This window comes from Rhodoferax sp. GW821-FHT09E07 (assembly GCF_059416145.1).
In genome coordinates this window covers 44,793-70,665 of sequence record NZ_JBWKOP010000003.1, presented here as the reverse complement: position 1 = coordinate 70,665, position 25,873 = coordinate 44,793, and the positions used below count along the sequence as shown (strand labels likewise).

19 protein-coding genes and 1 other RNA gene are annotated in these 25,873 nt (G+C 62.6%); 10 read left to right on the top strand and 10 right to left on the bottom strand.

Going from position 1 to position 25,873, the window contains the following annotated elements:
• Positions 1-11: 11 nt before the first annotated feature.
• Both AC07OE_RS06085 and AC07OE_RS06080 read right to left on the bottom strand, forming a co-directional pair.
• A complete protein-coding gene (locus AC07OE_RS06085) occupies positions 12-1,529 on the bottom strand; it encodes a Ppx/GppA phosphatase family protein (protein WP_495069665.1) in 1,518 nt (505 codons plus the stop codon).
• Between the two features lie 74 nt (positions 1,530-1,603).
• A complete protein-coding gene (locus AC07OE_RS06080; RefSeq protein WP_495069664.1) occupies positions 1,604-2,758 on the bottom strand; it encodes an ABC transporter substrate-binding protein in 1,155 nt (384 codons plus the stop codon).
• Positions 2,759-3,035: 277 nt separating this feature from the next.
• Between AC07OE_RS06080 and pstS the strand changes: the two genes are divergently transcribed.
• The 7 genes from pstS to phoR all read left to right on the top strand — a co-directional run bounded on the left by pstS (position 3,036) and on the right by phoR (position 9,640).
• Complete coding sequence (gene pstS, locus AC07OE_RS06075; protein ID WP_495069663.1) at positions 3,036-4,079, top strand: phosphate ABC transporter substrate-binding protein PstS; 1,044 nt, start codon at positions 3,036-3,038, stop codon at positions 4,077-4,079.
• 102 nt (positions 4,080-4,181) lie between these two features.
• Positions 4,182-5,147: a phosphate ABC transporter permease subunit PstC gene (gene pstC, locus AC07OE_RS06070; RefSeq protein WP_495070079.1), complete on the top strand. Its 966-nt coding sequence runs from the start codon at positions 4,182-4,184 to the stop codon at positions 5,145-5,147.
• A complete protein-coding gene (pstA, locus tag AC07OE_RS06065) occupies positions 5,144-6,028 on the top strand; it encodes a phosphate ABC transporter permease PstA (protein WP_495069662.1) in 885 nt (294 codons plus the stop codon). Before pstC ends, pstA begins: the two co-directional genes overlap by 4 nt.
• 33 nt (positions 6,029-6,061) lie before the next feature.
• Complete coding sequence (pstB, locus tag AC07OE_RS06060) at positions 6,062-6,841, top strand: phosphate ABC transporter ATP-binding protein PstB (RefSeq protein ID WP_495069661.1); 780 nt, start codon at positions 6,062-6,064, stop codon at positions 6,839-6,841.
• A gap of 16 nt (positions 6,842-6,857) precedes the next feature.
• Complete coding sequence (gene phoU, locus AC07OE_RS06055; protein WP_495069660.1) at positions 6,858-7,559, top strand: phosphate signaling complex protein PhoU; 702 nt, start codon at positions 6,858-6,860, stop codon at positions 7,557-7,559.
• On the top strand, positions 7,556-8,278 hold the full coding sequence (gene phoB, locus AC07OE_RS06050; RefSeq protein WP_495069659.1) for a phosphate regulon transcriptional regulator PhoB: 723 nt from the start codon (positions 7,556-7,558) through the stop codon (positions 8,276-8,278). The genes phoU and phoB overlap by 4 nt, the downstream gene beginning before the upstream one ends.
• A 15-nt stretch (positions 8,279-8,293) precedes the next feature.
• On the top strand, positions 8,294-9,640 hold the full coding sequence (phoR, locus tag AC07OE_RS06045) for a phosphate regulon sensor histidine kinase PhoR (RefSeq protein ID WP_495069658.1): 1,347 nt from the start codon (positions 8,294-8,296) through the stop codon (positions 9,638-9,640).
• Positions 9,641-9,653: 13 nt separating this feature from the next.
• On the opposite strand, the gene AC07OE_RS06040 is transcribed toward phoR, so the two are convergent.
• The 4 genes from AC07OE_RS06040 to trxA form a co-directional block, all read right to left on the bottom strand.
• Entirely contained in the window at positions 9,654-11,357 is a 1,704-nt protein-coding gene (locus AC07OE_RS06040) for a hypothetical protein (RefSeq protein ID WP_495069657.1), read from the bottom strand.
• Between the two features lie 97 nt (positions 11,358-11,454).
• Positions 11,455-11,712, bottom strand: coding sequence for a type B 50S ribosomal protein L31 (locus AC07OE_RS06035; protein WP_138516054.1), 258 nt, complete (start codon positions 11,710-11,712; stop codon positions 11,455-11,457).
• Between the two features lie 98 nt (positions 11,713-11,810).
• A complete protein-coding gene (gene rho, locus AC07OE_RS06030) occupies positions 11,811-13,073 on the bottom strand; it encodes a transcription termination factor Rho (protein WP_296465607.1) in 1,263 nt (420 codons plus the stop codon).
• 249 nt (positions 13,074-13,322) lie between these two features.
• Positions 13,323-13,655, bottom strand: coding sequence for a thioredoxin TrxA (trxA, locus tag AC07OE_RS06025; RefSeq protein ID WP_310342054.1), 333 nt, complete (start codon positions 13,653-13,655; stop codon positions 13,323-13,325).
• 157 nt (positions 13,656-13,812) lie between these two features.
• Between trxA and AC07OE_RS06020 the strand changes: the two genes are divergently transcribed.
• The 3 genes from AC07OE_RS06020 to AC07OE_RS06010 are packed head-to-tail and all read left to right on the top strand — an operon-like array spanning position 13,813 to position 20,933.
• Positions 13,813-16,347, top strand: a complete 2,535-nt coding sequence (locus tag AC07OE_RS06020) for a PD-(D/E)XK nuclease family protein (protein WP_495069656.1) — start codon at positions 13,813-13,815, stop codon at positions 16,345-16,347.
• Entirely contained in the window at positions 16,344-19,640 is a 3,297-nt protein-coding gene (locus AC07OE_RS06015; RefSeq protein WP_495069655.1) for a UvrD-helicase domain-containing protein, read from the top strand. Before AC07OE_RS06020 ends, AC07OE_RS06015 begins: the two co-directional genes overlap by 4 nt.
• Positions 19,641-20,933 carry a TIGR03862 family flavoprotein gene (locus AC07OE_RS06010; RefSeq protein ID WP_495069654.1) on the top strand — a complete coding sequence of 431 codons (1,293 nt, stop codon included), beginning with the start codon at positions 19,641-19,643 and terminating at the stop codon, positions 20,931-20,933. It begins immediately after the preceding gene.
• A gap of 21 nt (positions 20,934-20,954) precedes the next feature.
• Here AC07OE_RS06010 and AC07OE_RS06005 read toward each other — a convergent pair whose 3' ends face one another.
• The 4 genes from AC07OE_RS06005 to AC07OE_RS05990 all read right to left on the bottom strand — a co-directional run bounded on the left by AC07OE_RS06005 (position 20,955) and on the right by AC07OE_RS05990 (position 25,830).
• A complete protein-coding gene (locus AC07OE_RS06005; RefSeq protein ID WP_495069653.1) occupies positions 20,955-22,826 on the bottom strand; it encodes a sensor domain-containing diguanylate cyclase in 1,872 nt (623 codons plus the stop codon).
• A 68-nt stretch (positions 22,827-22,894) separates the two neighbouring features.
• Positions 22,895-22,990, bottom strand: an RNA gene (ffs, locus tag AC07OE_RS06000) — signal recognition particle sRNA small type.
• A 42-nt stretch (positions 22,991-23,032) separates the two neighbouring features.
• On the bottom strand, positions 23,033-24,763 hold the full coding sequence (locus AC07OE_RS05995; RefSeq protein ID WP_495069652.1) for a diguanylate cyclase domain-containing protein: 1,731 nt from the start codon (positions 24,761-24,763) through the stop codon (positions 23,033-23,035).
• Positions 24,760-25,830: an extracellular solute-binding protein gene (locus AC07OE_RS05990; protein WP_495069651.1), complete on the bottom strand. Its 1,071-nt coding sequence runs from the start codon at positions 25,828-25,830 to the stop codon at positions 24,760-24,762. The genes AC07OE_RS05995 and AC07OE_RS05990 overlap by 4 nt, the downstream gene beginning before the upstream one ends.
• Between the last annotated feature and the right edge of the window lie 43 nt (positions 25,831-25,873).

Here is a 25,873-nt window from a genome sequence, read left to right as displayed (position 1 = left end):
GGGAGGCGGGCCTAGAGCCCGCTGATCTCCAGGCTCCAGGGCGTCTTCTGCCAGGCCTGGGTTTCTTCGCGCAGCAGGTGGGCCGACTGGGGGAAGGCGGCGGCCCAGCCGGGCCGGCACACCAGTTCCAGCTGGCGACTCTTGGCGCTGGCACGGTGCAAGGCCATGCCTTGCAGATCGGGAGCCCTTCGCGCGTGGCACAGGATCACGGCCAGCCGCAGGCACAGCAGCTGCAGCACCAAATCATCCTGCCCCAAGGAAGACTCCAGCTTGCGCAGCTTGCCGCGGTGGCCCAGCACCAGCAGGCTCAGACGGTGCATTTCCGAGAGCGAGAAGCCCACTGCATCGGCGTTGTCCAGAATGTAAGCACCGTGCTTGTGGTAATCGCTGTGGGAGATGTGGCTGCCAATCTCATGCAGCATGGCGGCCCACCGCAGTTTGCGCATTTGGCTGCCTGCCTCGGATTCTTCGTCTTGGGCCTGGGCATCGGAAATGCCCAAGGCCTGTTGCAGCAGCTGGGCCGCAACCTGGCCCACGCGCTCGCCGTGGGCCGTGTCCACGCTGAATTTCTGTGCCAAGCGCTCCACGCTCTTGGCACGCATGTCACCAAATTGCTGGGTGGCACCCATCAGGTCGCAGATCAGGCCGTGGCGTAGGCCGCCAGTGGCGTGCTGCATTTCGGTGATGCCCAGCAGACTGAAGACGGCGCGCATCACGCTGACACCGCCGCCAATGATGGCGCGGCGGTCTTCACGCATGCCGGGCATACGCAGGCGGTCGGCATTTTGGGCGGCAATCAGGCGCTCCAGCAGCCAGTCCAGACCGTCCTGGGTAACCACGCCCGCTGGCCAGCCTGCGGCCACCAGGACGTCACCGATGGCGCCTACGGTACCGGCGGAGCCATAAGCCGTGTCCCAGCGGTCACGGGGGTAGGCGTCCAGGGCCTCGTCGAGCACCGCCTTGGCCGCAATCTCGGCCATCTCGAATGATTTTTTGCTGAAGCCGCCATCGGGGAAATAGCGCTTGGACCAGGCAATGCTGCCCACGCGAAACGACTCCATGACGGTGGGAGTGAGGCCGGTGCCCAAAATCAGCTCGGTGGAGCGACCCCCAATGTCAATGACCAGGCGGCGCTCCTCGGAGGCGGGCAGCATTTGCGCCACGCCTTGGTAGATCAGCCGGGCCTCTTCGCGCCCGGAGATGACGTCGATCGGGAAGCCCAGCACGGCATTGGCGCGTTCCAAAAAGGCGTCGCGGTTGCGTGCCTCACGCAGCGTCTGGGTGGCTACGGCGCGCACCTCGTGCGGCTTGAAGCCGGCCAGGCGTTCGCCAAATCGTGCCAGGCATTCCCAGCCAGCCTCCATGGCAGCGGGGGTCAGGTTGCGGTCTTCGTCCAGGCCGCCGCCCTGGCGTACGGTCTCTTTGAGGTATTCGGTGCGCAGAAACTCACCGTGGTCTACCCGCCCAATTTCCAGGCGAAAGCTGTTGGAGCCCAAGTCCACAGCGGCCAGGCGGTTTCCGTTTTGCATCGACGTTGCCAAAGGTAAATAGTTTGAAAAGCGTGGTGGAGCATAGCACCGGCGCCATGCGCCGGGGCGCAGCGTCAGCCCACCAGCCGGCCATCGGCGGCCACCATGCTTTGGGTCACAAAGGCACTGCTTTTGCGCTTGTTGTCGGGGTTGATGCGAAAGCCGCCCAGGTCCATGGGCGCGCGGCGCGCGAATGCCTGCAAGGCGCTGGCGCGGTTCAACGGACCTTCCACAGCCTGTAGCACGTCTTGGGCGTAGCGGGCCGAGATGTAGCCGGCCAGGCTCTGTGGCGTGGGGGGCTCGTCGTACAGGCGCGTGAGCGTCTCGCGGTAGCTGCGCACGATGGGTTGGTTGCCGTTGACCAGGGGCACGGCCTGCGTGGCGATGACGGGCGTGAAGCGTGACACACCCAGCTGCTGCAACGCCTGAAGGTTCACATCGGACATGGCGACGATATAGCGCTGGGCGGCCTGCTTCTCGATGCCCTGGGCAAATTGCACCAGCTCGGGCGTTCCGCCCAGAAAAATCAGGATGCGCGGACTTTGCGCGTTGAGCGTGCTGGCCAAGGCCTGCAGGCCGTTGGAGGGGTAGTAAGTCTTGAGCCGCATACCCAGGCCCGTGGCCACCTGCTCCAGGTCGTCGCGGTAGCTGGTGTATTCGGCTTGTGAGCCAAACACGGCACCGATCTCTGACACGCCCATGACGGACAGCGATTTCACCGCGTGGGTGATCTGCTCCTGCCGCGTGGCGAAGATGCCAAAGGTGCTGTCCTGGTTGTCGGCGCCAGTGTTGTGCAGCCAGGGGGCCACATGGGCGATGTCGGGTGCTTCGCGGCGCAGCAGGGTGGCCAGTTGGCTGGCAGCGCGGTCGCCGGCCGTGCCGACCACGGCCACACAGTCGGTCAGGTTCTTCAGGGTGTCCACGGTCGAACGTATGGAACTGGCGCTGCCGTCCACTTCCAGCACCAGGTGGCGTACGGCCTTGCCGCGCAGCCCACCCCGGGCATTGAGGTCCTGCCAGGCGGCTCTGGCACCGACCAGAAAATCTTTGGACACGTCAATCTGGCTGGCCGAGGTATCCACCACCTGCAGCACCGTGGGGCCGGGCAGGCTGGCGCGTGGGCCCTGGGCCCAGGCGGGCAGGGCGCATGCCGCCATGCCCAAAGGGAGTGCGCCCAGCAAACGGCGGCGGGTGAGCAAGAAATGAGGGGTGTCCAGCGATGGTGTCATGGTTTTTGCTATTAAATAAGGAGCTGCTAACGCATATTCCACGGAGGCTAATGGCACTTTTTACACATGAGCCCCTCCCGGAGGACCGCACCGCAGGTAAGCGCGGAGCGTAAAAAGCTTGTGTGACGACTTTGTGACGCGAGCTTGAAAAATGGGTGACAAATGCCAAAAAGGACGGGAAGGGCATGGGGTGCGCTGTATGTCACATGCCTGTCATAAAAGCTTCTTAAAGTTCAATCGTTCCTAGTTTCTTTAACCAACTGACTGAAGGTCATCCATGAAAAACTTGTTCCAACGCGCAGCCTTGGCAACCGCCATGACGGCCATGCTGGGCTTTGCAACGGGCGCCTCGGCGCAGGAAATTACCGGTGCGGGTGCCACATTCCCCGCTCCCATCTACGCCAAGTGGGCGTCTGACTACAACAAAGTTACTGGCGTGAAGGTGAACTACCAGTCCATCGGCTCCGGCGGTGGCATCAAGCAAATCGACTCCAAGACCGTGGACTTCGGTGCTTCCGACATGCCCCTGACCGACGAGGTGCTGAAGAGCAAGGGTCAGGTGCAGTTCCCCACCGTGATCGGTGGCGTGGTGCCCGTGATCAACGTCAAGGGCATCGAACCCGGCCAACTCAAACTCAACGGCCAAGTGCTGGGCGACATCTACCTGGGCAAGATTGCCAAGTGGAACGACCCTGCCCTGAAGGCGTTGAACCCCACACTGCCCCTGCCTGACGCAGCGATCGCCCAAGTGCGCCGCGCCGATGGTTCTGGCACCACCTTCATCTTCACCAACTACCTGAGCAAGGTGAACGCGGAGTGGAAAGCCAAAGTGGGCGAGGGCACGGCCGTGAACTGGCCCGTGGGCGCCGGTGGCAAGGGCAACGAAGGCGTGGCCGCCTTCGTGTCCCGCTTGCCCAACTCCATGGGCTACGTGGAGTACTCCTACGTCAAGCAAAACAAGCTGAACTATGCCGTGATGCAAAACGCCGCTGGCAACTTTGTGAAGCCTGAGGATGACACTTTCAAGGCCGCCGCAGCCGGTGCCGACTGGAGCAAGTCGTTCTACCAAATCCTGACCAACCAGGCTGGCAAGGAATCCTGGCCCATCACTGGCGCCACCTACATCCTGATGCACGCCAAACAAGACAAGCCCGCCAACGGCACTGAAGCCTTGAAGTTCTTCAACTGGGCCTACGCCAACGGTGAGAAGACTGCGGCTGATCTGGACTATGTGCCCATGCCCGCATCGGTGGTGGCTCTGATCCAGAAGTCCTGGGGCGAGATCAAGGACGGCGCTGGCAAAGCCATTGCCTACAAGTAAAAGCGCGTTGACACGGACCTGATGGAGAACCTCCCCATGTCATCTACACTCGTGCATGGGGATTCCCCGTCCAGCCCGACTGCCACTTTTTCTTCGCGTGCCATGACCCAACCACCGCCTGTGAAACGTGCCCGTTCGGGCCCCTTGGCCGACCGCTTTTTTGGCTGGATGGCCAAAGGTGCGGCCCTGCTGACACTGGCCCTGCTGCTGGCAATCCTGACCTCGTTGACCATCAGCGCCTGGCCTGCCATCAGCAAGTACGGTCTGAGCTTCTTGACCCGGACCGTGTGGGATCCGGTGCAGGAAGACTTCGGTGGTCTGGTCATGATTTACGGCACGCTGGCGACCTCGCTGATCGCTCTGTTGATTGCGGTGCCGGTGAGCTTTGGCATCGCCCTGTTTCTGACCGAGCTGTCGCCCACCTGGCTCAAGCGCCCGCTGGGTACCGCCATTGAACTGCTGGCTGCGGTTCCCTCCATCGTCTACGGTATGTGGGGTCTGCTGGTGTTTGGCCCGGTGCTGGCCACCTATGTGCAGCAGCCTCTGCAGGCGCTGCTGACGGGCGTTCCCTACCTGGGTGCCTTTGTGTCCGGTCCGCCCGTGGGTATCGGCATCCTGTCGGCCGGCATCATCTTGGCCATCATGATCATCCCGTTCATTTCGGCGGTGATGCGCGATGTGTTTGAAGTCACCCCCCCACTGCTCAAAGAGTCTGCTTACGGGTTGGGTGCCACCACCTGGGAAGTGGTCTACAAGGTGGTGTTGCCCTACACCAAGACCGGTGTCATCGGCGGCATCATGCTGGGTCTGGGCCGTGCGATTGGCGAGACCATGGCCGTGACCTTCGTGATCGGCAACTTCAACCAGCTGGATTCGCTCAGCGTGTTCCAGGCAGCCAACAGCATTACGTCGGCTCTGGCCAACGAGTTTGCTGAGGCTGCTGAAGGCCTGCACCAGGCCGCGCTGATGTATCTGGGGCTGGTGCTGTTCTTCATCACCTTTGTGATTCTGTCTCTCTCCAAACTGCTCTTGTCGCGTCTGCGCAAGGCTGAAGGCGCTAAATCATGAGCACCGCAACTGCACTTCAACAGGCCCGCGCTGTCCACGAGGCACGCGCTGCGCGCTTTGCCCAGCGTAAACGGGTCAATGTCGTTGCCACGACCCTGGCTATGGCGGCCATGGCCTTTGGCCTGGTCTGGCTGTTCTGGATCCTGTGGGAAACCTTCCGCCTCGGTATTGGCGGCATGACCTTGGCTACGCTGACCCAGATGACGCCGCCGCCCAACGAAGCGGGCGGTCTTGCCAACGCCATTTACGGCTCCTTTTTGATGGTGCTGCTGGCCACGTTTGTGGGTACCCCCATCGGCATCATGGCCGGTATCTACCTGGCCGAGTTCGACAGCAAGAGCTGGCTGGCTGCCACCGTGCGTTTTGTGAACGACATCCTGCTGTCAGCACCCTCCATCATCGTGGGCCTGTTTGTCTACGCCGTGGTGGTGTCGCGCTTCAAGTCCTTCTCGGGCTATGCCGGCATCATGGCGCTGTCGCTGATCGTGATTCCGGTGGTGATTCGCACTACCGAGAACATGCTGCAGCTGGTGCCTGCCGGTCTGCGTGAAGCAGCCTACGCCCTGGGTGCGCCCAAATGGAAGGTGATCCTGAGCATCACCCTCAAGTCGGCCCGGGCTGGTGTGATCACGGGTGTGCTGCTGGCCGTGGCCCGTATTGCGGGTGAGACTGCGCCACTGCTGTTCACCGCGTTGAGCAACCAGTTCTGGACCTCCTCCTTGAGCGAACCCATGGCCAGCCTGCCGGTCACGATCTTCAAGTTCGCCATGAGCCCTTATGAAAACTGGCAGCAACTGGCATGGGCCGGCGTGTTCCTGATCACGATTGCTGTGCTGGGCCTGAATATTCTGGCCCGCGTGTTGACCCGTACCAAGGCCTGAGGCCCTAGCGCCCGCACCGAACCGAGTAAAACCATGATCCAAACCGCAAACACCCCCCTCAAGTCCAAGATCTCTGTCAAGGATTTGAACTTCTACTACGGCAAGTTCCACGCTCTGAAGGGCATCAACCTGGAAATTCCCGAGAAGAAAGTTACCGCTTTCATCGGCCCATCGGGCTGTGGAAAATCCACGCTGCTGCGCATCTTCAACCGCATGTTCGAGCTCTACCCCGAGCAACGCGCTGAAGGCCAGATCCTGCTGGACGGCCAGAATCTGCTGACCAGCAAGGAAGACGTGGCGCTGTTGCGCGCCAAGGTCGGCATGGTGTTCCAGAAGCCCACGCCGTTCCCCATGTCCATCTACGACAACATCGCCTTTGGCGTGAAGTTGTTCGAGTCGCTCAACGCCACAGACATGGAAGAGCGTGTGGAGTGGGCGTTGCGGAAATCGGCCCTGTGGACCGAGGTGAAAGACAAGCTGCACCAAAGTGGCTCCAGCCTGTCGGGTGGTCAGCAGCAGCGCCTGTGCATTGCACGCGGCATTGCGATCAAACCCGAAGTGCTGTTGCTCGATGAGCCCTGCTCGGCGCTGGACCCCATTTCCACCGCTAAGGTGGAAGAGTTGATCGTCGAACTGAAGAACGACTACACCGTGGTCATCGTGACGCACAACATGCAGCAGGCCGCCCGTTGCAGCGACTTCACGGCTTACATGTACCTCGGCGATCTGGTGGAGTTTGGTGCCACGGAACAGATGTTCTTCAAGCCCACACGCAAAGAGACAGAAGACTACATCACCGGCCGTTTCGGTTGAGAGCAGAGAGGAAACCATGTCCGATAAACATTTGTCCACGCAGTTCGACAGCGAACTGACTTCCGTGTCCTCGCAGGTGATGGAGCTGGGTGGTCTGGTCGAGTCCCAGATTCGTCAGGCCATTTATGCGCTCTCGCAGTTCAGCGTGGAGGTGGCCGATGAGGTCACCACCCGTGAAGCCCGTGTCAATGCCATGGAAATTGAGATCGACCGCGATCTGTCGTCCATCATTGCGCGCCGCCAGCCCACTGCGCGTGACTTGCGCTTGCTGATCGCCATCTCCAAGACCACGGCCAACCTGGAGCGCGTGGGGGACGAGGCAGAGAAGATCGCACGCATGGTGCGCTCCATCATCCAGAGCGGTGCGCCCCGTTCGCTGCCCTCGCTGGAATTGCGCGTGGCGGCGGATCTGGCTTCCGGCTTGCTGAACAAGGCGCTGGATGCCTTTGCTCGTCTGGATGTGAATGCAGCCGTCACCATCCTCAAGGAAGATGACCTGATCGACGCCGAGTTCGACGGCTTTGTGCGCAAACTGGTGACCTACATGATGGAGGACCCCCGCATGATTTCGCCCAGCCTGGACTTGTTGTTCCTGGCAAAAGCCATCGAGCGCATTGGCGACCACGCCAAGAACATCGCTGAATTCATCATCTATGTGGTCAAGGGCGAAGATGTTCGCCACTCCACCATGGAAAAAATCGAGTCCATCGTCAAATGAGAAACATGCCCGCCGTCTTGATCGTGGAGGACGAATCGGCGATTGCCGAGTTGATAGCCGTGAACCTGCGGCACAACGGTTTTCGTCCGCGCTGGGCCATGGACAGCGAGTCCGCCCAACGCGAGATAGATGCGGGTGTGCCCGACCTGATCCTGCTGGACTGGATGCTGCCCGGCGAGAGCGGGTTGACGCTGGCCAAACGCTGGCGCGCTGACTCGCGTACCAAGGACGTTCCCATCATCATGCTGACCGCCCGAGGCGACGAGGCCGACCGCGTGGCAGGGCTGGACGCTGGTGCGGACGACTACATTGCCAAGCCGTTTTCCACCAAGGAGCTGCTGGCCCGGGTGCGCGCTGTGCTGCGTCGCCGTGCGCCTGAAGACGCGGGTGAGTTGATCGCCATTGCCGGACTCAGCTTGGACCCGGCTACGCACCGTGTGTCATTCCAGGAGCAGGCCCTCAAGCTGGGGCCTACCGAATTCAAATTGCTGCACTACCTCATGGGCCATGCGGAGCGCGTACACAGCCGAGCCCAGTTGCTGGACAAGGTCTGGGGCGACCATGTCTATATCGAGGAACGCACGGTGGACGTGCATGTGAAACGGCTGCGCGAAGCGCTGGCCCAGGCTGGCGCCATGGTGGAAACCGTGCGTGGTGCGGGCTACCGCTTGACTGCCAAGCCCGCGGTTGCCGTGGTGGCTGACAAGGCCAGCGCCTGACGCGGCGTCCCCTCTATGGTGTGGCGTTTGCTGTCGTTTGTGCTCCTGCAAGGTATTGCAGGGACGTTGGGTTGGTATTTGTCACGCGAACCGGATCGCATCTTGACCGCGAGCATTGCGGCCGTGACCAGTGGGTATGTGTGGCTGCTGCTGGATGCCTCCCGCGGCTTGCGCCTGCTGGGTTGGCTGCGCCGCGGCGAGTCCACGGATATCGCCTTGGGCCAAGGTTTGTGGGGTGAAGCCGCGGACCGCATGCGCCGCTTGTTGCGAACCCGCGAGCGCCAAGTCATAGAGAGCGAAAGCAAGCTGCAGGACTTTTTGGCGGCCTTGCAGGCCTCACCCAACGGCGTGGTGCTGCTGGATGCACAGGGGCGCATCGAATGGTTCAACCAGACTGCTGCCGAGCATTTTGGCTTCGATGTGCGCCGTGACATGCTCCAGCATTTTGGCAACCTGGTCCGAGACCCAGGTTTTGCCGCCTACATGGCGGAGCGTGATTTTCGGCACGATGTGGTGATGCCGGGGCGCGACAGCACGAGCTCCAAGCCAATACAACTGTCGGTGCATCTGCACCCTTATGGCGAAGGCCGCAATCTGTTGCTGTCGCGAGACATCACGGCCGTGGAGCAGGCCGAGGCCATGCGTCGCGACTTTGTGGCCAACGTCTCGCATGAAATACGCACGCCACTGACGGTATTGGCCGGATTTGTGGAGACCTTGCAGTCCTTGCCGCTGGAGGAACCCGAGCGGCAGCGCTATTTGGCATTGATGTCCCAGCAGGCCGAGCGCATGCAGACCCTGGTGAATGATTTGCTCATGCTGTCGCGCCTGGAGGGCAGCCCGCTGCCATCGGCCCAAGATTGGGTGTCGGTGCATGGCCTGTTGCGCCAGTGTCGGCAAGAAGCGGGGGACCTCTCGCGCATGCTGTGGGGTGAGGCCCAGGACATTGTGTTTGACCTGGGTGAGGACTCGGAGATTGCGGGCTCGCTCAGCGAGTTGCACAGCGCAGTGTTCAACCTGGTTGGCAATGCCATTCGCTACACCCCGGCGGACAGGACGATTCGCGTGGTGTGGAATGCCCTGCCCGTGGGCGGCGGCGTGCTATCGGTGCAGGACACCGGACCTGGTATTGCGCCAGAGCACCTGCCGCGTCTAACCGAGCGCTTTTACCGGGTGGACCGCAGCCGATCGCGCGATACCGGTGGTACGGGGCTGGGGTTGGCGATTGTCAAGCACGTGGCTCAACGCCATGCTGCCGAACTCACCATTGAGAGCGTTCCCGGCAAGGGATCGTGCTTCTCCATCTTGTTTTCAGCGCTGCGGGTGCGCCCTAGCTTGGAGCCCGTGCGGCTAGCGGCCTAGCGCGGCCGCGCAGTCAGCGTCGGTGCAGCAACCAGATCGCATCACCTTTGTCCACAGGATGGCGTAGCAGGGTGTTCGGAGCCCACACAGTGGTGTCGATCTGTTCACTGACTTCCATGTCTAGTCCGGGTTCGCTCAGCATCCATGGGCACGCTGAGGCGATGCTGCCACTCTGCAGGTCGAGGTGGCCATACCACTGCAGTGCGGCAATATGTGCGGGGCTCAGGTTGGCGATTTGCACGCAGCGGGTGCCCACCCGCTCCGCGGCGCTGCGCACCAGTACGGTGTAGCTTTGCGCGTAGTTTAGTAGCGGCATCCAGAGCGTCATGAGCAGAAGCCAGCACAGCGCGGCGCCTCCTGCGGGTAACACCAAGCTCTTCCAAATCGCCGCGCGGTGGCGGCCCACGCGCCAGCGGACGAGCCACGCCCAGGCCAAGGTGGCCGCCAGCGCGAAGCCCAACGCGACCCCTGAAAAGCTAGGTTCAAACCCGGGCGCCAACCGAACCACATTGGCTGCTGGCTGGCGGGGAAAACCGGTTTGCATGGCAATCCATACCACCCAGATGGTGAAGCCACAGCCAGAGAAAAACAGCAGGGTAAACCAGTCGATCAAGGCCGCAACCTGACGCTTAAGCGTGGGCAGCGCGAATGCTGCTAGCGACGCCAAGGCGGGCAGAGCGAGCAACAGTGTGCGGTCGGAAGCGCTGGATACCAAGGTCGCCATGACTGTGACCAGGGCAAACCAGGCGGGCAAGGCGACATGGCGCGCCATGCGCAATGTAAAGAGCTGGTAGCGCCAGCGCCACACCGTCCACAGGGCCAAAGGCCAACTGGGCCACGTAAACCAGATCAGCAACTGGGCGTAGCCATTCCAGTCTGCCCAACTCCAACTGGGCCAAACAATTTTCCAACGCCACAGATGGAGGTGCTTGGCCAACATTGCCACTGCCAAAGTGGCCAATAGCAGGCCCAGGGTTTCCCCAGCCCGTCGCGACAGCGTGCCGGAGCCAGAAGATGCGTCAGGCTGTTTTTCGCGCCAGTGAATCACTGCGCCACCCAGTCCGAATAGCACTGCGAGGGCCGGGGCTCCTGAAAGTGTCAGGCCTGCCAACCCTACAACCGTTGCTATGGTCGGCCCTGCTTTGCGATAGGGCAAGGCACCTACGGCATAAAACAGCAGGGCGCTGAACGCCAACTGCGCCAGCGCTGGGGTGGTTTCATGGGCCAACTGGGCCAGGCCCAAGCTGGCCACGAAGGCCAGAACCCCGGCATCGGCCATGGCGCGTGCATAGTCAGTGGGCAAAGCCTCTCCGCCAAAGGCAAATGCCACGGGCTGGGCCAGAGGACTGCGTCCCAAGTAGTAGGTGCCGTACCAGGTGGCGAGCAATGCCAAGGCTAGCAATAGTCCAAAAGGCACACGTGCCGCAAAATCCAGTGGCACACCGGGCGGGGACAACTGGATGGCCCAGGCACCCAACCAATAGGGCAACAGCGCCCCGTTGTCTGGCGTCACTCCTAACAGTTCGGGCTGCATCCAGTTGGATTCGCTGTGCGCCAGCGCCCCCATATAGCCGAGAGCCGCCATGTCCTCGCTGCGCCAAGCTTCACGGCCTACGAACCCGGCACATACATAGGCCAAGCACAAAAGTACCAAGGCCCAGCGCGGGAGGCGGCGCACGGCCGCTTGGGCCACGATGGCAGGATTCGGGTGGTTCACAAGTGGACGAGGGACTTCAAATTGGGGCAAAAAAAAGGCAGCTCGGTTCTCCGGGCTGCCTCTTGCAGGTCAACAGGCCAAGGCCTGAAGCCAGAGATTACTTGGCTGCGGTCTTGCCAAAGCGATTGCGGAATTTCTCCACGCGACCACCCATGTTGTCCACGGATTTCTGTGTACCGGTGTAGAAAGGGTGCGATTCGCTGGTCGTGTCGAGCTTGAAGAGGGGCAGCTTACGGCCGTCTTCCATGTCGATCATTTCCTTGGTGTTGGCGCAGGAACGTGTCACGAACTTGAAGCCGTTGGACATGTCCTGGAAGCACACTTCGCGGTAATTGGGGTGAATGCCTTCTTTCATATCTTCTCCATCAGTTGCGCTAGCCGCATCAGGCCCTCGGGCAAACCTCTGCCCAATTCAAAACCCGTGTACTTGTCGCGAAAACCCAAGATTATAGCTTATCCGCCCCGGCGCATCATGTCGAAGAACTCGCTGTTGTTCTTGGTCGCGCGCATTTGCTTGAGCACCATCTCCATCGACTCGATTTCGTCCATGTTGTAGAGGAACTGGCGCAGGATGCGGGTTTTTTGCAGGATTTCGGGCTGGAGCAGCAGCTCCTCACGACGCGTGCCGCTGCGGTTGAGCTGGATGGACGGGAAGACGCGCTTTTCGTACAAACGGCGGTCCAGGTGGATTTCAGAGTTGCCGGTGCCCTTGAATTCTTCAAAGATCACTTCGTCCATGCGGCTGCCGGTGTCGACCAGGGCTGTGGCGATGATGGTCAACGAGCCGCCTTCTTCCACATTGCGGGCTGCACCCAGGAATCGCTTGGGGCGTTGCAGCGCATTGGCGTCAACACCACCGGTCAGCACCTTGCCAGAGGAGGGCACCACGTTGTTGTAGGCACGCGCAAGGCGGGTGATGGAGTCCAGCAGGATCACCACGTCTTTCTTCAGTTCGACCAAACGCTTGGCACGTTCGATCACCATTTCGGCGACGTGCACGTGGCGGGCGGCGGGCTCGTCGAAGGTGGACGCAATCACCTCGCCCTTGACGGTGCGCTGCATTTCGGTCACTTCTTCGGGGCGCTCGTCAATCAGCAGCACCATCAGGTAACTGTCGGGGTAGTTGGCCGAAATGGCGTGGGCGATGTGTTGCATCATCACCGTCTTGCCGCTCTTGGGTTGGGCCACGATCAGGGCGCGCTGGCCTTTGCCGATGGGCGCAATGATGTCGATCACGCGGCCGGTGATGTTTTCTTCCCCCTTGATGTCCTGCTCCAGCTTCATCTGCTCCTTGGGGAACAGGGGCGTCAGGTTTTCGAACATGACCTTGTGCTTGTTGCCCTCGGGGGGGCCACCGTTGACCTTGTCCAGCTTGTTCAGGGCAAAGTAGCGCTCTCCGTCCTTGGGGGTGCGCACTTCGCCTTCGATCATGTCACCCGTGTGCAGGTTGAAGCGGCGCACCTGGCTAGGGCTGATGTAGATGTCATCAGTACTGGCGGTGTAGCTGGTGTCAGGGCTACGCAGGAAGCCAAAACCATCAGGCAGGATTTCCAGCACACCGTCCGCAATGATCTGCTCGCCGGTGCGGGCCCGCTTCTTGATGATGGCAAACATCAGCTCCTGCTTGCGCATGCGGCCCGTGTTTTCGATTTCGAGTTCTTCGGCTTGCTTGAGGACTTCAGACACGTGCAGTGCCTTGAGTTCGTTTAAGTGCATGGAGTGGGTCCCGGTGAGGGCGTTGACCGATGTTCGGCGAATTACAAAAATCTGGGGGAGGGAGAGGCAAAACTGTTTATGCGCCTCTGCGTTCTGTGCCGGGAATCGGCGCCCGCCTTGGGTTGGGCGGGTGAACAGAAAAGATTATGACAGGAAAATACTGCGATGCTGAATTTTGTTCCGGAGCCAAGCCGCTGAGTGGGCTCCAAATGAAATCGCCTCCGTAGGGAGGCGATTTCTGAAGGCCGTTCAGGCCAGTTGCTGGTCGATAAAGGCGGTCAGTTGGGCCTTGCTCAGAGCCCCCACCTTGGTGGCAGCCAGTTGGCCGCCCTTGAACAGCATCAGTGTAGGGATGCCGCGGATGCCGAATTTGGCGGGGATGTCGCGGTTTTCGTCCACATTCATCTTGGCCACTTGTAGCTTGCCTTCGTAGGTGGTCGAGACTTCGTCCAGGATGGGGGCAATCATCTTGCAAGGACCGCACCACTCAGCCCAGTAGTCCACCAGAATGGGTTGGGCTGCGCCCAGTACATCGGCTTCAAATGTGGCATCGGTAACGTGTTTGATGAGTTCGCTGGCCATGATGGTTCCTTTGGGAGATTGCTATAACAGCTAAAGTTGCGGCATTGTGACAGAAACCAAGCCCACCACCGATGCCTTTGCGACTATGGCCAGCATAGCCAAAAGCGATTTTCCAAAGGCACTCAGGGCCTTTGCTTATGGCATAGAACATCCCGCCATGGCGCTTTGGCTGGACCCGAAAACGGGTGTGCTTGCACGCATCGCGGTCGAAATGCAGCGCCTGGGTGCCCACCCGGCGCGTACCCTGGTGCTGCTGCCTTATGCCCAGCTACTGCCGTTGGCCCAGCGCGTGTGGCCCAGCCTCTACCCACAGGGCTTTGCCCCCCGTTTTGAAACCACCTTGAATTGGGTATCCGCTAGTGGCGGCTTTGCCCTGGGGCCTCTGGACATTACCTTTGACACCGCCATCGACACGCTGACCGCCCAGGCCCTGCTGGCTCGCAGTGGCATGGCTGGGCGAGAGGACCTGGCGCCCATGCTGGTGCAGGCGGCTGGCCAACTCGCCCCGTTGGCGGCTGCGGCGGGACCGCAAGGCCGTGCCGCGTGGGCGCAGGCGGCGCGGTTTCAGGCGGTGCTGGGCATGGAAAGCGAAGCCCTGGCTTGGGAGGCCCAGGTGGCTCGCGTGGCCGTGGAGTGGGCTGCCGCATCGGCCTACGCCAGTGACGCGCTGTTCGATACCGGGGTGGTAGCGTCACTGGACTGCTTGATCCTGGTGCAGGGGCTGGCGGCGGACCCACTGGCTGCCGGTTTGCAAACGCTGTGGCAGCACAAGCTCGTGGCCTTGCCCCTGGCAACCGGGGACGCAGATGTCGCCACAGGAACGCTGGCGCTGCATGCCTGCCTGGACACGGAAGACGAAGCCCAGTGTGCCGCTGCCTGCGCGCTGCGCCATATTGCAGAAGACCGGTTTCCGCTGGCGTTGGTATCGTCGGACCGTGCCTTGACGCGCCGGGTGCGTGCCATGCTGGAAGGCGCTGGCGTGCGCATGCGCGATGAGAACGGCTGGAAGCTTTCCACCAGCCTGGCTGCGGCGTCCGTCATGGCGGGCTTGCGAGCCGCCGTCTGGAATGCCTCGGCCGATGCGGTGTTGGCCTGGCTCAAGCAGTCCCCCACAGCCCTGCCGTGGGTGCACCGGCTGGAGCGTGCGCTGCGGCGTGATCAGGTGCGGGACTGGCGCGATGCAGCCACGTCCCCTGCAGTGGTGCGGGAGGCCGATTTGGTAGAGGCCCATGCGCTGGTAAAGACTTGGCGCACGGGTTTGGCAGGTCGCAAGTCCCTGCAGGGCTGGCTGGTCGCACTGGAGGAGATGCTGCACGCCTCTGGCCTATGGGAGCCCTTGCAGCAGGACGGCGCCGGCGCCAAGGTGCTGGCCGCGTTGCGCCTGGCGCCCGAAGACCCCGCGCGCTGGGCCGGGTTGCTGGGCGACGCCCTGTGGGCCCAGAGCAAATGGGACTTGGCCGAATTCACGGCTTGGGTGAACCAGGCGCTGGAGAGCACCAGCTTCCAGCCCGACTACCCCGACGAAGAGCAGGTGGTGATCCTGCCCATGAGCCAGATGTTGGCCCGCCCCTTTGCGGCCGTGGTGCTGGCGGGTTGTGACGAGGTGCGCCTGAACCCCTCGCCAGAACCGCCAGGGGGTTGGACGCCGGTGCAGCGTGCAGCGCTTGGGTTCCCTGCCCGGGCGGACCTGGAAGCGCAGTTGCGTGCGGCCTGGCAGTTTGCGCTGCAGTCCCCGCACTGCGATGTGCTGTGGCGCAGTAGCGACGACGCAGGCGAGGCCCTGATGCCCAGCGCTTTGGTACAGCTGCTGGAATTGCAACACTCCAACGTGCCGCGAGGGGATGACCCGCGTGCCGAGCGTGAAGTGCCGCTCGCGCCGGTGCTGCCACCGCAACCCGTCGGCGCTAGGGTGCCTGTGGCGCAGCTATCCGCCAGCGCGTATGAGGACCTGCGTCAGTGTCCCTACCGATTCTTTGCCCTGCGCCAGCTGGGACTGAAGTCGGACGACGAGCTGGATGCGGGTGTGGACAAACGCGACTTTGGTCTGTGGCTGCACGCCGTGTTGCAGCGCTTTCACGAAGAGCTGGCCGCACAGCCCGTGGCTGACCGTACGGCGCGTTCCGTGCTGCTGGACCAGATGGCAGACGCCCAAACGGCAGAGATGGCCTTGCCCCAGGGCGAGTTCTTGTCCTTTGCTGCGGCCTGGCCCGCAGTGCGCGACGGCTACTTGCATTGGCTGGAGAAGTACGAGGCGGAGGGCGGCGTGTTTGCGAGTGGCGAGACTTCGCACACCCAGCGCATCGGCAACCTCAAGCTGGTGGGCCGCATCGACCGCACCGACACCCTGAAGGACGGCACGGTGATGGTGCTGGACTACAAGACGGAGCCCACGGCCAAGACCCGCTCGCGCGTCAAGGACCCTATGGAGGACACACAGATCGCGTTCTACGCTGCACTGCTGCCGCACGACACGCTGCGCGCCGCCTATGTGAATGTGGGGGAGCGCGATGGCACGGTGCTGTGCGAGCAGACCGAGGTGGTACACGCAAGGGACGCGCTGATTGCCGGCATGCTCGACGACATGCAGCGCATTGCCCAAGGGGAGCGGCTGCCCGCGTTGGGCGACGGCGTGGTGTGCGACTTTTGCCAGGCGCGCGGCTTGTGCCGCAAAGATGGATGGACCAGCGCATGAGCACCGCCGCCGCATTTGAACACAACGGCGCGCTGGTGGAGCGCCAGCGCTTTTACGAGATTGCCTGCGACCCACGCCGCAGCGTGGCGGTGGAGGCCTGCGCGGGCGCAGGCAAGACCTGGATGCTGGTGTCCCGCATGGTGCGGGCGCTGCTGGAAGGCGCTGCGCCGCAAGACATCCTGGCGATCACCTTCACCAAAAAGGCCGCGGGCGAAATGCGCCAGCGCCTGCAGGAATGGCTGCAAGAATTTGCCGCCGCTGATGATGCCACGCTGCGGGTGGCCCTGCAGCAGCGCGGCTTACGTGGTGAACCCACGGCGGCGCAGCTGCACACCTTGCGCGGCTTGCATGCGCAACTGCTGGGCAGTGGCCGGCCGGTGCAGATTCGCACCTTCCACAGCTGGTTTGCTGCGTTGTTGCGCAGCGCACCGCTGTCGGTGTTGCACCAGATGGGCTTGCCCACGCAGTATGAATTGCTGGAGAACGATGCACAGGCGGTAGCGCAGGTGTGGGGGCGGTTCCAAAGCCGTATCGTGCAGGACGACGTGGCCAACGCTGACTACCGCGCCGCCATGGCCACTTTTGGCCGTCACCAGACGCACAAGGCACTGGAGGCGGCGCTGAACAAGCGCACCGAATTTGCATTGGCCGACGCACACGCTGTGGTGGATGCCTCGGTCACCCACTTCGCGGCGCAGTACCCGGACTTTGCCGGGGTGGACGCCCCGCAGGACCGCCTGGCTCAGGCCACGGTGCAGCAACTGCTGTGGGACAGCGCGCGCGCCCTGGGTGCCAGCACGTTGGTAACGGCGACCAAGGCCGCGGCTGCCCTGGAGCGGGCGCTGACGGATGCACATCTGGATGGCGTGGTGGACGCCTTGATGACGCAGAAGGGCACGCCCCGCAAGTTCAGCGACAAACTGGCGGGCATCGATACGGTGCAGGCGGCGCAAGCGCTGCTGGCCCAGGTGGTGGATGCGCAGGCCCAGCACGAAGCCTGGCTGCACCAGCAACGCATGGCGCGGCTGGCGCGCGGCCTGCTGAACGACTACGCAGCACTCAAGCGCGAGCGGGGCTGGATTGACATGGGCGACTTGGAGCGTGCTGCGCTCACGCTAATGTCGGATGTGGAGCTCAGCGGCTGGGTGCAGGAGCGACTGGATGCGCGTGTGCGTCACTTGCTAATTGACGAGTTTCAGGACACCAACCCGCTGCAATGGCAGGCGCTGAGCAGCTGGCTGTCGTCGTACGCAGGCGCGGGTAACGCGCCCAGTGTGTTCATTGTGGGTGACCCCAAGCAGAGCATTTACCGCTTCCGCCGGGCCGAGCCGCAGGTGTTCCGCGCGGCCAAGGCCTTTGTCGTGCAGGGCTTGGGCGGTGATCTGCTGAGCTGTGACCACACACGGCGCAACGCGCCGGCCATCATCGACGTAGTGAACGCCGTGATGGCGCAGGCCCAAGACGAGGGCACATTCGACGGTTTCCGCAACCACAGCACGGAATCGACGGCCACCGGCACGGTGTTGCGACTGCCCCGCATGGAGCGCGATGCCTCAGTGGGTGACGAGACCGCAGCAGTAGAGTCTGCGTGGCGCGACAGTTTGACCGTGCCCCGCCACGAGGTGGAAGACACTCGCAAAACCCTGGAGTGCCGCCAGGCTGCGCGATGGCTGGCCCAGCAACTGGCCCAGCCTGGCAGCAGCCTGCTGCCCCAGCACGTGATGGTGCTGGCGCGTAAGCGCGAGCGCCTGGCGCTCATGCAGCAGGAATTGGCAGAGCTGCACATACCCGCCCAACAGCCCGAGAAAAATGAACTGGGCGACGCGCCCGAGGTGCAGGACCTGGTGGCCTTGCTGGATGTGCTGGTATCGCCGCAGCACGACCTGTCGCTGGCGCGCGCGCTGAAATCGCCGCTGTTCAGCGCCAGCGATGACGATCTGGTGGCTCTGGTGCTCCAGCAGCGCCAGCTGCAGGCCCAGCGCCGCATGGCAGACGGCAACACCGCAACGGTGGGCTGGTTGGAGACGCTGCAGACCGCGACCGATTTGCCACTCACTCTGCAGCCGCTGGGTGCCACCTTGGCGCGCTGGAAGCAGTGGCTGGACACCTTGCCCCCGCACGATGCGCTGAGCGCCATCTACGACGACGGCGATGTGCTGGCGCGCTTTGCCGCGGCGGCCCCAGCCACGCTGCGCGACAGCGTGCTGGCCAATGTGCGGGCGTTGCTGAATGCGGTATTGCAGGTGGACGGTGGACGTTACACCACGGCCTATGGCTTGGTGCGTGCGCTGCGGGCCGGTGGCATTGCGGCGCCGGTGCGTGCCGATGCGCAGGCCGTGCGCCTGTTGACCATCCACGGTGCCAAGGGGCTGGAGGCGCCGCTGGTGCTGATGCTGGACACCGACGGTGAACCCACCAAGTCCGAAACCATGGGCGTGCTGGTGGACTGGCCGGGCGAAGACGCTTACCCGCGCCGCTTTGTGTTTCTGGCCAGCGAATCGCGCCCACCGGCCTGCGTGGCCGACACGCTGGCGGCCGAGCAGCAGGCGCGCAGCCGCGAAGAACTCAACGCTCTCTACGTGGCGTTGACCCGCACGCAGACCACCCTGGTGCTCTCCAGCATGGCGCCGCACCGCGAGAACCCCGGCAGCTGGTGGCAACGCCTGCAGCCCCATGCCAGCGAAGCGCCCTGGCCGCTGGGTGATGCAGAAGCCACCACGCCCTTGCACGCCGCTGCGGCAGATGCTGAAGGGATAGTGACGCTGAAAATTTTGCCAAATAGGCCTCTAGCCCCCGTATCCATTGCGCAAGCAGCTCCTGTTTTGGTAGCAGATGAGATTGCTGATAGCCTGGAGTCGCGCATCGGCCAGGCCATGCACCGCCTGCTGGAGTGGGCGCCGTGGACCGGGCAGCAGTTGGCACGCGCCGGGCAGGCCTTTGCGCTGGATGCCGAACAAACCCACACTGCGGCCCAGATGGCGCTGGCCATTCTGCAAGGAGAGGGGGCTTGGGCCTGGGACACCCAGGTCCTGCAGTGGCATGCGAACGAAGTGGCTATTACCCACCAGGGCCGCGTGCTGCGCATGGACCGCCTGGTGCAGCGGCGCGACGACAATAGCTGGTGGGTGCTGGACTACAAGTCCACCGCCCGACCGCAAGAACAGGCCGAGCTGCGTGCCCAACTTTTGACCTACCGCAGCGTCGTGCAACTGGCCTATCCCGGTCAGGCTGTGCATGCTGCCTTTTTGACGCCCCAGGGGCGTCTGATCGAACTCACCCCGGATATTCCTTGAATGACTGTTTCTGACTCCTCGCCCGCCGTTCTCTCAAACCTGCCTGTGCTGGACGTGGAGGTGGCCGTGATTGGTGGTGGCCCCGCCGGTCTGATGGCTGCGCAGGTGCTGGCCGATGCCGGTGTGGCCGTCCATCTGTTTGACGCCATGCCCAGCATTGGCCGCAAATTCCTTCTGGCTGGCAAGGGCGGGCTGAACCTGACCCATTCGGATGCGGCGGATCGCTTTGCCGGCCGCTATGGTGCCCGGCGTGGCGCCATTGCCGCGCTGCTGCAGGGGCTGGATGCCGATGGTTTGCGCGCCTGGGCGCAGGGCTTGGGCATTGAGACTTTTGTGGGCACTTCGGGCCGGGTGTTTCCCAAAGACATGAAGGCAGCCCCCTTGTTGCGTGCCTGGCTGCAACGCCTGCGTCGGCCGGTCCATGCCGAGGGCGTGGCCGTGCAGTTCCATATGCGCCACCGCTGGGTGGGCTGGGACGGGCCCACGCTGCTGCTGGACACTCCGCAAGGGCGCCAGCCCGTGCGGGCCAAAGCCACGGTGCTGGCACTGGGTGGGGGGAGCTGGGCGCGACTGGGCTCCAACGGCGCATGGGTGCCTTTGCTGGCGCAGCAAGGCGTAGCGGTTGCACCGTTGCTGCCGTCCAACTGCGGCTTTGATGTGCAGGGGGGCTGGAGCGAGTTTTTCAGCACCAGGTTTGCCGGGCAGCCCTTCAAGTCGGTGGCCATGGCGTTCACCAATAGCCAGGGGGTCACCTTCCTGCGCAAAGGCGAATTTGTGGCGACTGCCGGGGGTGTGGAGGGCAGTTTGGTCTACGCCGCGTCCAGCCTGTTGCGCGATGAGATCATCCGTACAGGCCACGCCACCTTTTATTTGGATTTGCTGCCCGATATGTCGCCTGAGAAGGTACTGGCTGAGGTGCGCCACCCGCGTGGCAGCCGGTCTCTCTCCAACCACCTGAAAAGTCGGCTGCATCTGGACGGTATCAAGGCGACCATCCTGCACGAGCTGTTGCCCAAGGATGCGGTGAACGACCCCGTCCGCCTGGCCGCAGCCATCAAAGCCTTGCCCGTCACCCTGCAGGCTGCACGCCCGCTGGACGAAGCCATCAGCACTGCGGGTGGTGTGTTGTTTGAGGTGCTCACGCCAGACCTGATGCTGGAGCAATTGCCAGGCGTGTTTTGCGCTGGCGAGATGCTGGATTGGGAGGCACCGACGGGCGGCTACCTGTTGCAGGCCTGCTTTGCCAGCGGTGCCAAAGCCGGGCAGGGTGCGTTGGCTTACCTGCGGAGCTGACGCAAGTCCGCTCCCCGAAGGTTAAACCGGTAGTCGGGGGGATGCGGCGCGCACGCAATTGCGCCCGCCGTGCTTGGCCTCGTACAGGGCTTTGTCGGCATCCGCTACTAGCGTGGGCGGCGTGGTGCTGGCATCGGGGATGGCGCTTGCCACCCCAAAACTGGCCGTGATGCGCAATGTTTGCCCTTCAATGGGAATCACCAGCCCGGCAATGTCTTCCCGAAATTCCTCTGCCAGTTCCAAGGCATCGCCCAGGGTGCTGTTGATCAGCAGCACTACAAACTCTTCGCCACCGTAGCGCGCCAGCACGTCACCTGCGCGCTGCACTTTCTGGCGCATGTAGTCGGCCAGGTAACGCAGGCAGGCGTCACCTGCCGGGTGGCCCCAGGTGTCGTTAATGGATTTGAAGTGGTCGATGTCAAACAGCATCAGCGCCAGTGGTTGCTTGAGGCGGCTGGCGCGCTTGTGCTCGGAGGCCAGTGCCAGGTCAAAGTAGGCGCGGTTGCCTACCTGGGTCAGTCCATCGGTGTGGGACAGGCGTTGCAGTTCCGCATTCACCACCTGCAGCTTGGCCAGCGCGTCGTTGAGTTCGTCGGTGCGGTCGCGAACCCGGCTTTCTAGCTCGCGGTTGGCTTGGGCGGTGGACTCGATCAGCGCGCGCTGCGATTCACGTGCCTTGCGCGCATGGACCAGGGCAATGGCCTGGGCATCGATACGCAGGCTGCGGTCGGTGTTGATGCGGTCGGCCAGCGTGAAGGACAGTAGCACCACCAGCATCAGAATACCGATTTGCGAGGCATTGTCGGTCCAGAAGTTGGCCGGAAGAATGCCAAACTTGCCAATCGTCAACACGCACACGCCCACCAGCACCGATGTCCAGGCCAGGCAGTAAAAGCGCGCGAACTGCGCACCCTTCCACCAGCGCCAGTAGCCAATGCCCAGCGCGACCACCGACACCACCAGAATCATGGCCGAATTCACCCGGATGACCAGGTGGTAGGGCAAGTAAAAGCTGGCCAGCAGCAGCGCGGCGTTGACCCAAGCCAAGACCTTGACCGACAGGTAGGCAGGCTTGGAAAAGCGCTGGAGTTTGAGGAAGCTGCTGGCGAACAGGCAGGCCGAAATACAGGCGGTGGCAATGAACACCGGCACCGCTTCACTGTTCCAGCGGATCTCGTTGGGCCACAGGTAGGCAAACGCGTAACCCCACAGCGTGGCCCAAAATAGCAGGTAGCTGGAGACGAAGGCGATGTAGTACAGGTAGTTGACGTCCCGCGTGGACAGAAACACGAACAGGTTGTAGACGATCATCACCACCAGCATGCCCAGTACCGCGCCGGCCAGCAGGTGTTCGCGTGCGGATGCCTCGTAAAAGGCGGCTGGCTCCCACAGGCGCAGCGGTGCCTCGACGGTTCCGCTGGAGGCGATGCGGAGATAGATGTCCTGCCGACCTGGTACCAGCGTGAGCGGCATCACAAAATTCTGGTGCTGCACGACGCGCTGGGCGAAGGGCTGCTCATCGCCGAGCGCATAGCGCGTCTGCACCTGGCCATCCACCAGATGGAACAGGCGCACGTCATCCAGGAATGGGCGGGGGAGCTCCAGCAGCCGCTGTTGGGGCTTGTCGGTGGCGTTGTCGACGGCAAAACGGAACCAGTAAGCCTTCTCCGTGAACCCGAAGTTGGGGCTGGTGCGGTCTATGGTTTGCCAGTCCTGGCCCGGCAGGCTCACTTGCTCCAGCTTGGCCGATCGGCTGCTGTCCACCAGATAGCCCATGTGGGTGCCAATGTCCTGGCTGGCCCCGGTGGCCTCAGACAGCCGCAGTGTGGGGAAAGTGGGATCGGTTGGCGCCGTGAACGCGCAGGCTGCGCTGACGCACAGCGCTAGCAGCATCGAGAAAGTCCAACGAGAGAGCGCCTTGAAACTCAATCCTGGAATTCCTCAAGGGTGAGAAAAGGGGAGTTGACGAGCCTGACCCCGGCACTGGCTCCACAGTTAGGGCTGCTTGGTTCCCCACCTGACCCGGTTGGCCGCTTCACCATGCGGGAAGGCCCGTCAGTACCCATTGTACCCAATGCAGGGCGGCACTTTTTCCCTTTTCAAAGCAGGTTGGGCTGGGTGTTGGCGTCCGAGGTGAACCGGTAGCCATTGCGGCCTCCGGCCTTGGTTTTATACATGGCGCGGTCAGCGTTGTTGATGATGTCTTCCGAGGTCGTGCCGTTCTCGGGGAACTGGCTGATACCGATGCTGAATTCCACATGCATCGGCGTCGCTCCATAGGGCATCGGCGCCTTGAGCATGGCGAGAAGTTTTTCGGTAAACCCCGCAATCTGCTCCCGCTGCGAGAACTTGTCCAGCAGCACCACAAACTCGTCGCCCCCCAGACGGGCCACTGTATCCACCTTGCGGGTGCTACCCACAAGGCGCTGGGCAACGGTCCTGAGCACGGCGTCGCCGGCCGCATGGCCCAGGGTGTCGTTGAAGTGCTTGAAGTTGTCCACGTCAATGAACAGCAAAGCAAATTCCTCGTCGTTGCGCACTGCGCGGGCGATGGCCAACTCCAGCCGCTCCATGAACATGCGCCGGTTGGGCAGGTCGGTCAGCATGTCGTGCTGCGCCAGGTGCTCCAGTTCTTCGCGGCTGTCCTGCAGGTCCTCGACCTGGCGTTTGATCAGATTCTGCATGTGTCGAAAGCTGCGCGCCAGCATGCCGATCTCGTCCTGGCGCGCCACCGGCAGGCTGAGCATGTGGTTGTCGTTGGAGAAGCGCTGGATGGCCGCGTTCATGGCGTTGATGGGGCGGGTCACGGCGCGGGCTACAAACACGGCCAACACCAGGCAACCCAGGCACACCAATGCCACGATGCGCAGAATGCCTGCGCCCAGCCGGTCGGCTTGCTGCAGTACGCTACCGAGCGGTTGGGCCAGGCCCACAATCAGCTGGCCCTCGCCGCTGGACACGTCGAGCTGTCGCCCGATGAAGCTGACCAGAATCGGTGCGTCGGCATAGCTGCCTTCACCAGATTGGCCCAAAGCTGTAGTGGCCTTGCCCGCGACCAGGTCCGCCGTATCAGGAAATTCCTGTTGCACCAGAAAGCGGCGCCCTCGGTCAAAGCCAAAAGCGTGTGTGGGATCGGGGTGGATCAGGAAGTCTCCGTTGCGATTGGCCAGAAATAACTGGAAATCTGGCGGCAGGTCGGCTGATAGCAAGGCAAACACGCCATTGAGGTCCACATTGATCACCAGCACGCCAAACGCCACGCCCTTGGCATCGGTTACTGGCGTGGCCAGCTGCACGGTGGGGCGCTCCAGGCCCGCGTGCGCGCCGCGTTCGTGGTTGATGGTGATGGGGGACAGGTAGGTCTCGCCAAACGGCAGCTTCAGGGTTTCATAGACGTAAGGGAAGTGCCCTTTTTCCTGCAAATCGTCCCCCGTCACGCGCAGCAGCGTGCCACTGTCGCGGTCTACCCGCACCTGCTCCAGGCCGCCCTCTTGCGCAGCAATCAGCCGCACCTGGAAGTAGGACGGGTTGGCCTCCATGATCAGCTGGAAGAGTGTGGCTAGTTGTTGCTCTGCAGCCGGGTCTTTGCCCTGCAAGCTGGCTAGCGCCGCAGGATGGGTGGCCAGCACCAGCAGATTGCGAGAGATTTCCTGCCGGGTCAGCGCCAGGCGCCGTGCCAGCACCTGGGTGGAAGTGAGCAACTCGTTTTGCGCACTTTGTACCAGCAGGCTGCGGCTCACACTGAAGGCGTAAAACCCCGTAAACCCAGACACCAGGATCCCCACCAGTGCCAGCACCAGCGCCAGGCGGGCGGTGATGCCGAATCTCATGGTGCCAGCACCTTGTTGGCCCGGTCGCCCGACAGAATTCGCATCCACAGTTGGTTGCGGCGGTCTACGTTTTCCACGGGTTCCAGCCATATCAGCCGATCACTGGGGCGCAGGTAAGGAGACTCGGACGTGGTGTTGGCCAGGCCCTGGCGGTTTAGTAGTACCTGGCCTGGTTCAGGTTCCAGCATGTAGTCAATCCAAGACTCTGCCAACGCCATGTTTTTGGCGCCCCGTGTGATGACCCAGCAGTCCAGCCAGGCCAGGGCGCCCTCTTTGGGGATGGCATAGCCCACGTTCGCGCCGGCGGCTTGCAGCAGCTTGAGCTGCTGCGACCCATAGTTGGCAAACAGCAAGGCGGCCTTGTTGCGCTGGAACCATTCCACAGACTCTTCGGGTTGGCTGTAAAAGGTGAGCGCATTGCGTCGCAATGCCAACAACTGTTGCACCGCGGCGGGCCATTCCTTCGCGTCCAACTGAAAGGGCGTGGCATCCCCCAGCATTTGGGCTGCCAACGAGAAATTGTGGGTGCCACCGTTGTAGACCAGCACCCGGCCCTTGTATTTGGGGTCCCACAGCGCCTGGATGGTGGTGGGCGGTGTGGCAAATTGGGCGCGGTCGTAGATCAGTCCCATTTCCGAATAGGTGTAGGGCACGGCATAGGCCTGGTTGCCATGCACGATGCCCGGGATGCTCTTGAGCTGCTGAAAGCGTGCCAATTGCCGCCGGATGTTGGGGATGGCACGGGTGTTGATGGGCACCACCAGGCCTTTGGGGATATAGCGTTGCAGTTCAGCGGTGTTGACCGCAAACAGGTCAAAGTCTTCGGCCTGGTTTTGGGTAACGCGCTGCCACAGGGCTTCGTCTGAATCGATGAAGGTGACTTCGACCCGGGCGCCCGTGCGCTGCTCAAAGGTTTTGACCACGTCGGGGTCTGCATAGCCGGGCCAAGCCAGCACACGCAATACCTCTTCAGCCTGGGCCGCCAGGGGCAGGGCACACAGCAGCCACGCACAGAACAGCTGTAACAGGCGTTGGCGCAGGAGGGACACCATGGTGGGGTTGAACAAAGGACTTTCCTCTTGCCCAGTCTACCTGAGAGCGCCCATGCCG

Bases quoted from the DNA above. Each gene is read 5' to 3' on its own strand.
- pstC (WP_495070079.1), top strand. From the start codon at position 4,182: ATGACCCAACCACCGCCTGTGAAACGTGCCCGTTCGGGCCCCTTGGCC.
- AC07OE_RS05995 (WP_495069652.1), bottom strand. From the start codon at position 24,763: ATGAGATTCGGCATCACCGCCCGCCTGGCGCTGGTGCTGGCACTGGTG.
- AC07OE_RS06015 (WP_495069655.1), top strand. From the start codon at position 16,344: ATGAGCACCGCCGCCGCATTTGAACACAACGGCGCGCTGGTGGAGCGC.
- trxA (WP_310342054.1), bottom strand. From the start codon at position 13,655: ATGGCCAGCGAACTCATCAAACACGTTACCGATGCCACATTTGAAGCC.
- AC07OE_RS06010 (WP_495069654.1), top strand. From the start codon at position 19,641: ATGACTGTTTCTGACTCCTCGCCCGCCGTTCTCTCAAACCTGCCTGTG.
- phoR (WP_495069658.1), top strand. From the start codon at position 8,294: ATGGTGTGGCGTTTGCTGTCGTTTGTGCTCCTGCAAGGTATTGCAGGG.
- pstA (WP_495069662.1), top strand. From the start codon at position 5,144: ATGAGCACCGCAACTGCACTTCAACAGGCCCGCGCTGTCCACGAGGCA.
- AC07OE_RS06085 (WP_495069665.1), bottom strand. From the start codon at position 1,529: ATGCAAAACGGAAACCGCCTGGCCGCTGTGGACTTGGGCTCCAACAGC.
- rho (WP_296465607.1), bottom strand. From the start codon at position 13,073: ATGCACTTAAACGAACTCAAGGCACTGCACGTGTCTGAAGTCCTCAAG.
- AC07OE_RS06035 (WP_138516054.1), bottom strand. From the start codon at position 11,712: ATGAAAGAAGGCATTCACCCCAATTACCGCGAAGTGTGCTTCCAGGAC.
- phoB (WP_495069659.1), top strand. From the start codon at position 7,556: ATGAGAAACATGCCCGCCGTCTTGATCGTGGAGGACGAATCGGCGATT.
- AC07OE_RS06020 (WP_495069656.1), top strand. From the start codon at position 13,813: ATGGCGCTTTGGCTGGACCCGAAAACGGGTGTGCTTGCACGCATCGCG.
- phoU (WP_495069660.1), top strand. From the start codon at position 6,858: ATGTCCGATAAACATTTGTCCACGCAGTTCGACAGCGAACTGACTTCC.
- AC07OE_RS06005 (WP_495069653.1), bottom strand. From the start codon at position 22,826: ATGCTGCTAGCGCTGTGCGTCAGCGCAGCCTGCGCGTTCACGGCGCCA.
- AC07OE_RS06080 (WP_495069664.1), bottom strand. From the start codon at position 2,758: ATGACACCATCGCTGGACACCCCTCATTTCTTGCTCACCCGCCGCCGT.
- pstS (WP_495069663.1), top strand. From the start codon at position 3,036: ATGAAAAACTTGTTCCAACGCGCAGCCTTGGCAACCGCCATGACGGCC.
- pstB (WP_495069661.1), top strand. From the start codon at position 6,062: ATGATCCAAACCGCAAACACCCCCCTCAAGTCCAAGATCTCTGTCAAG.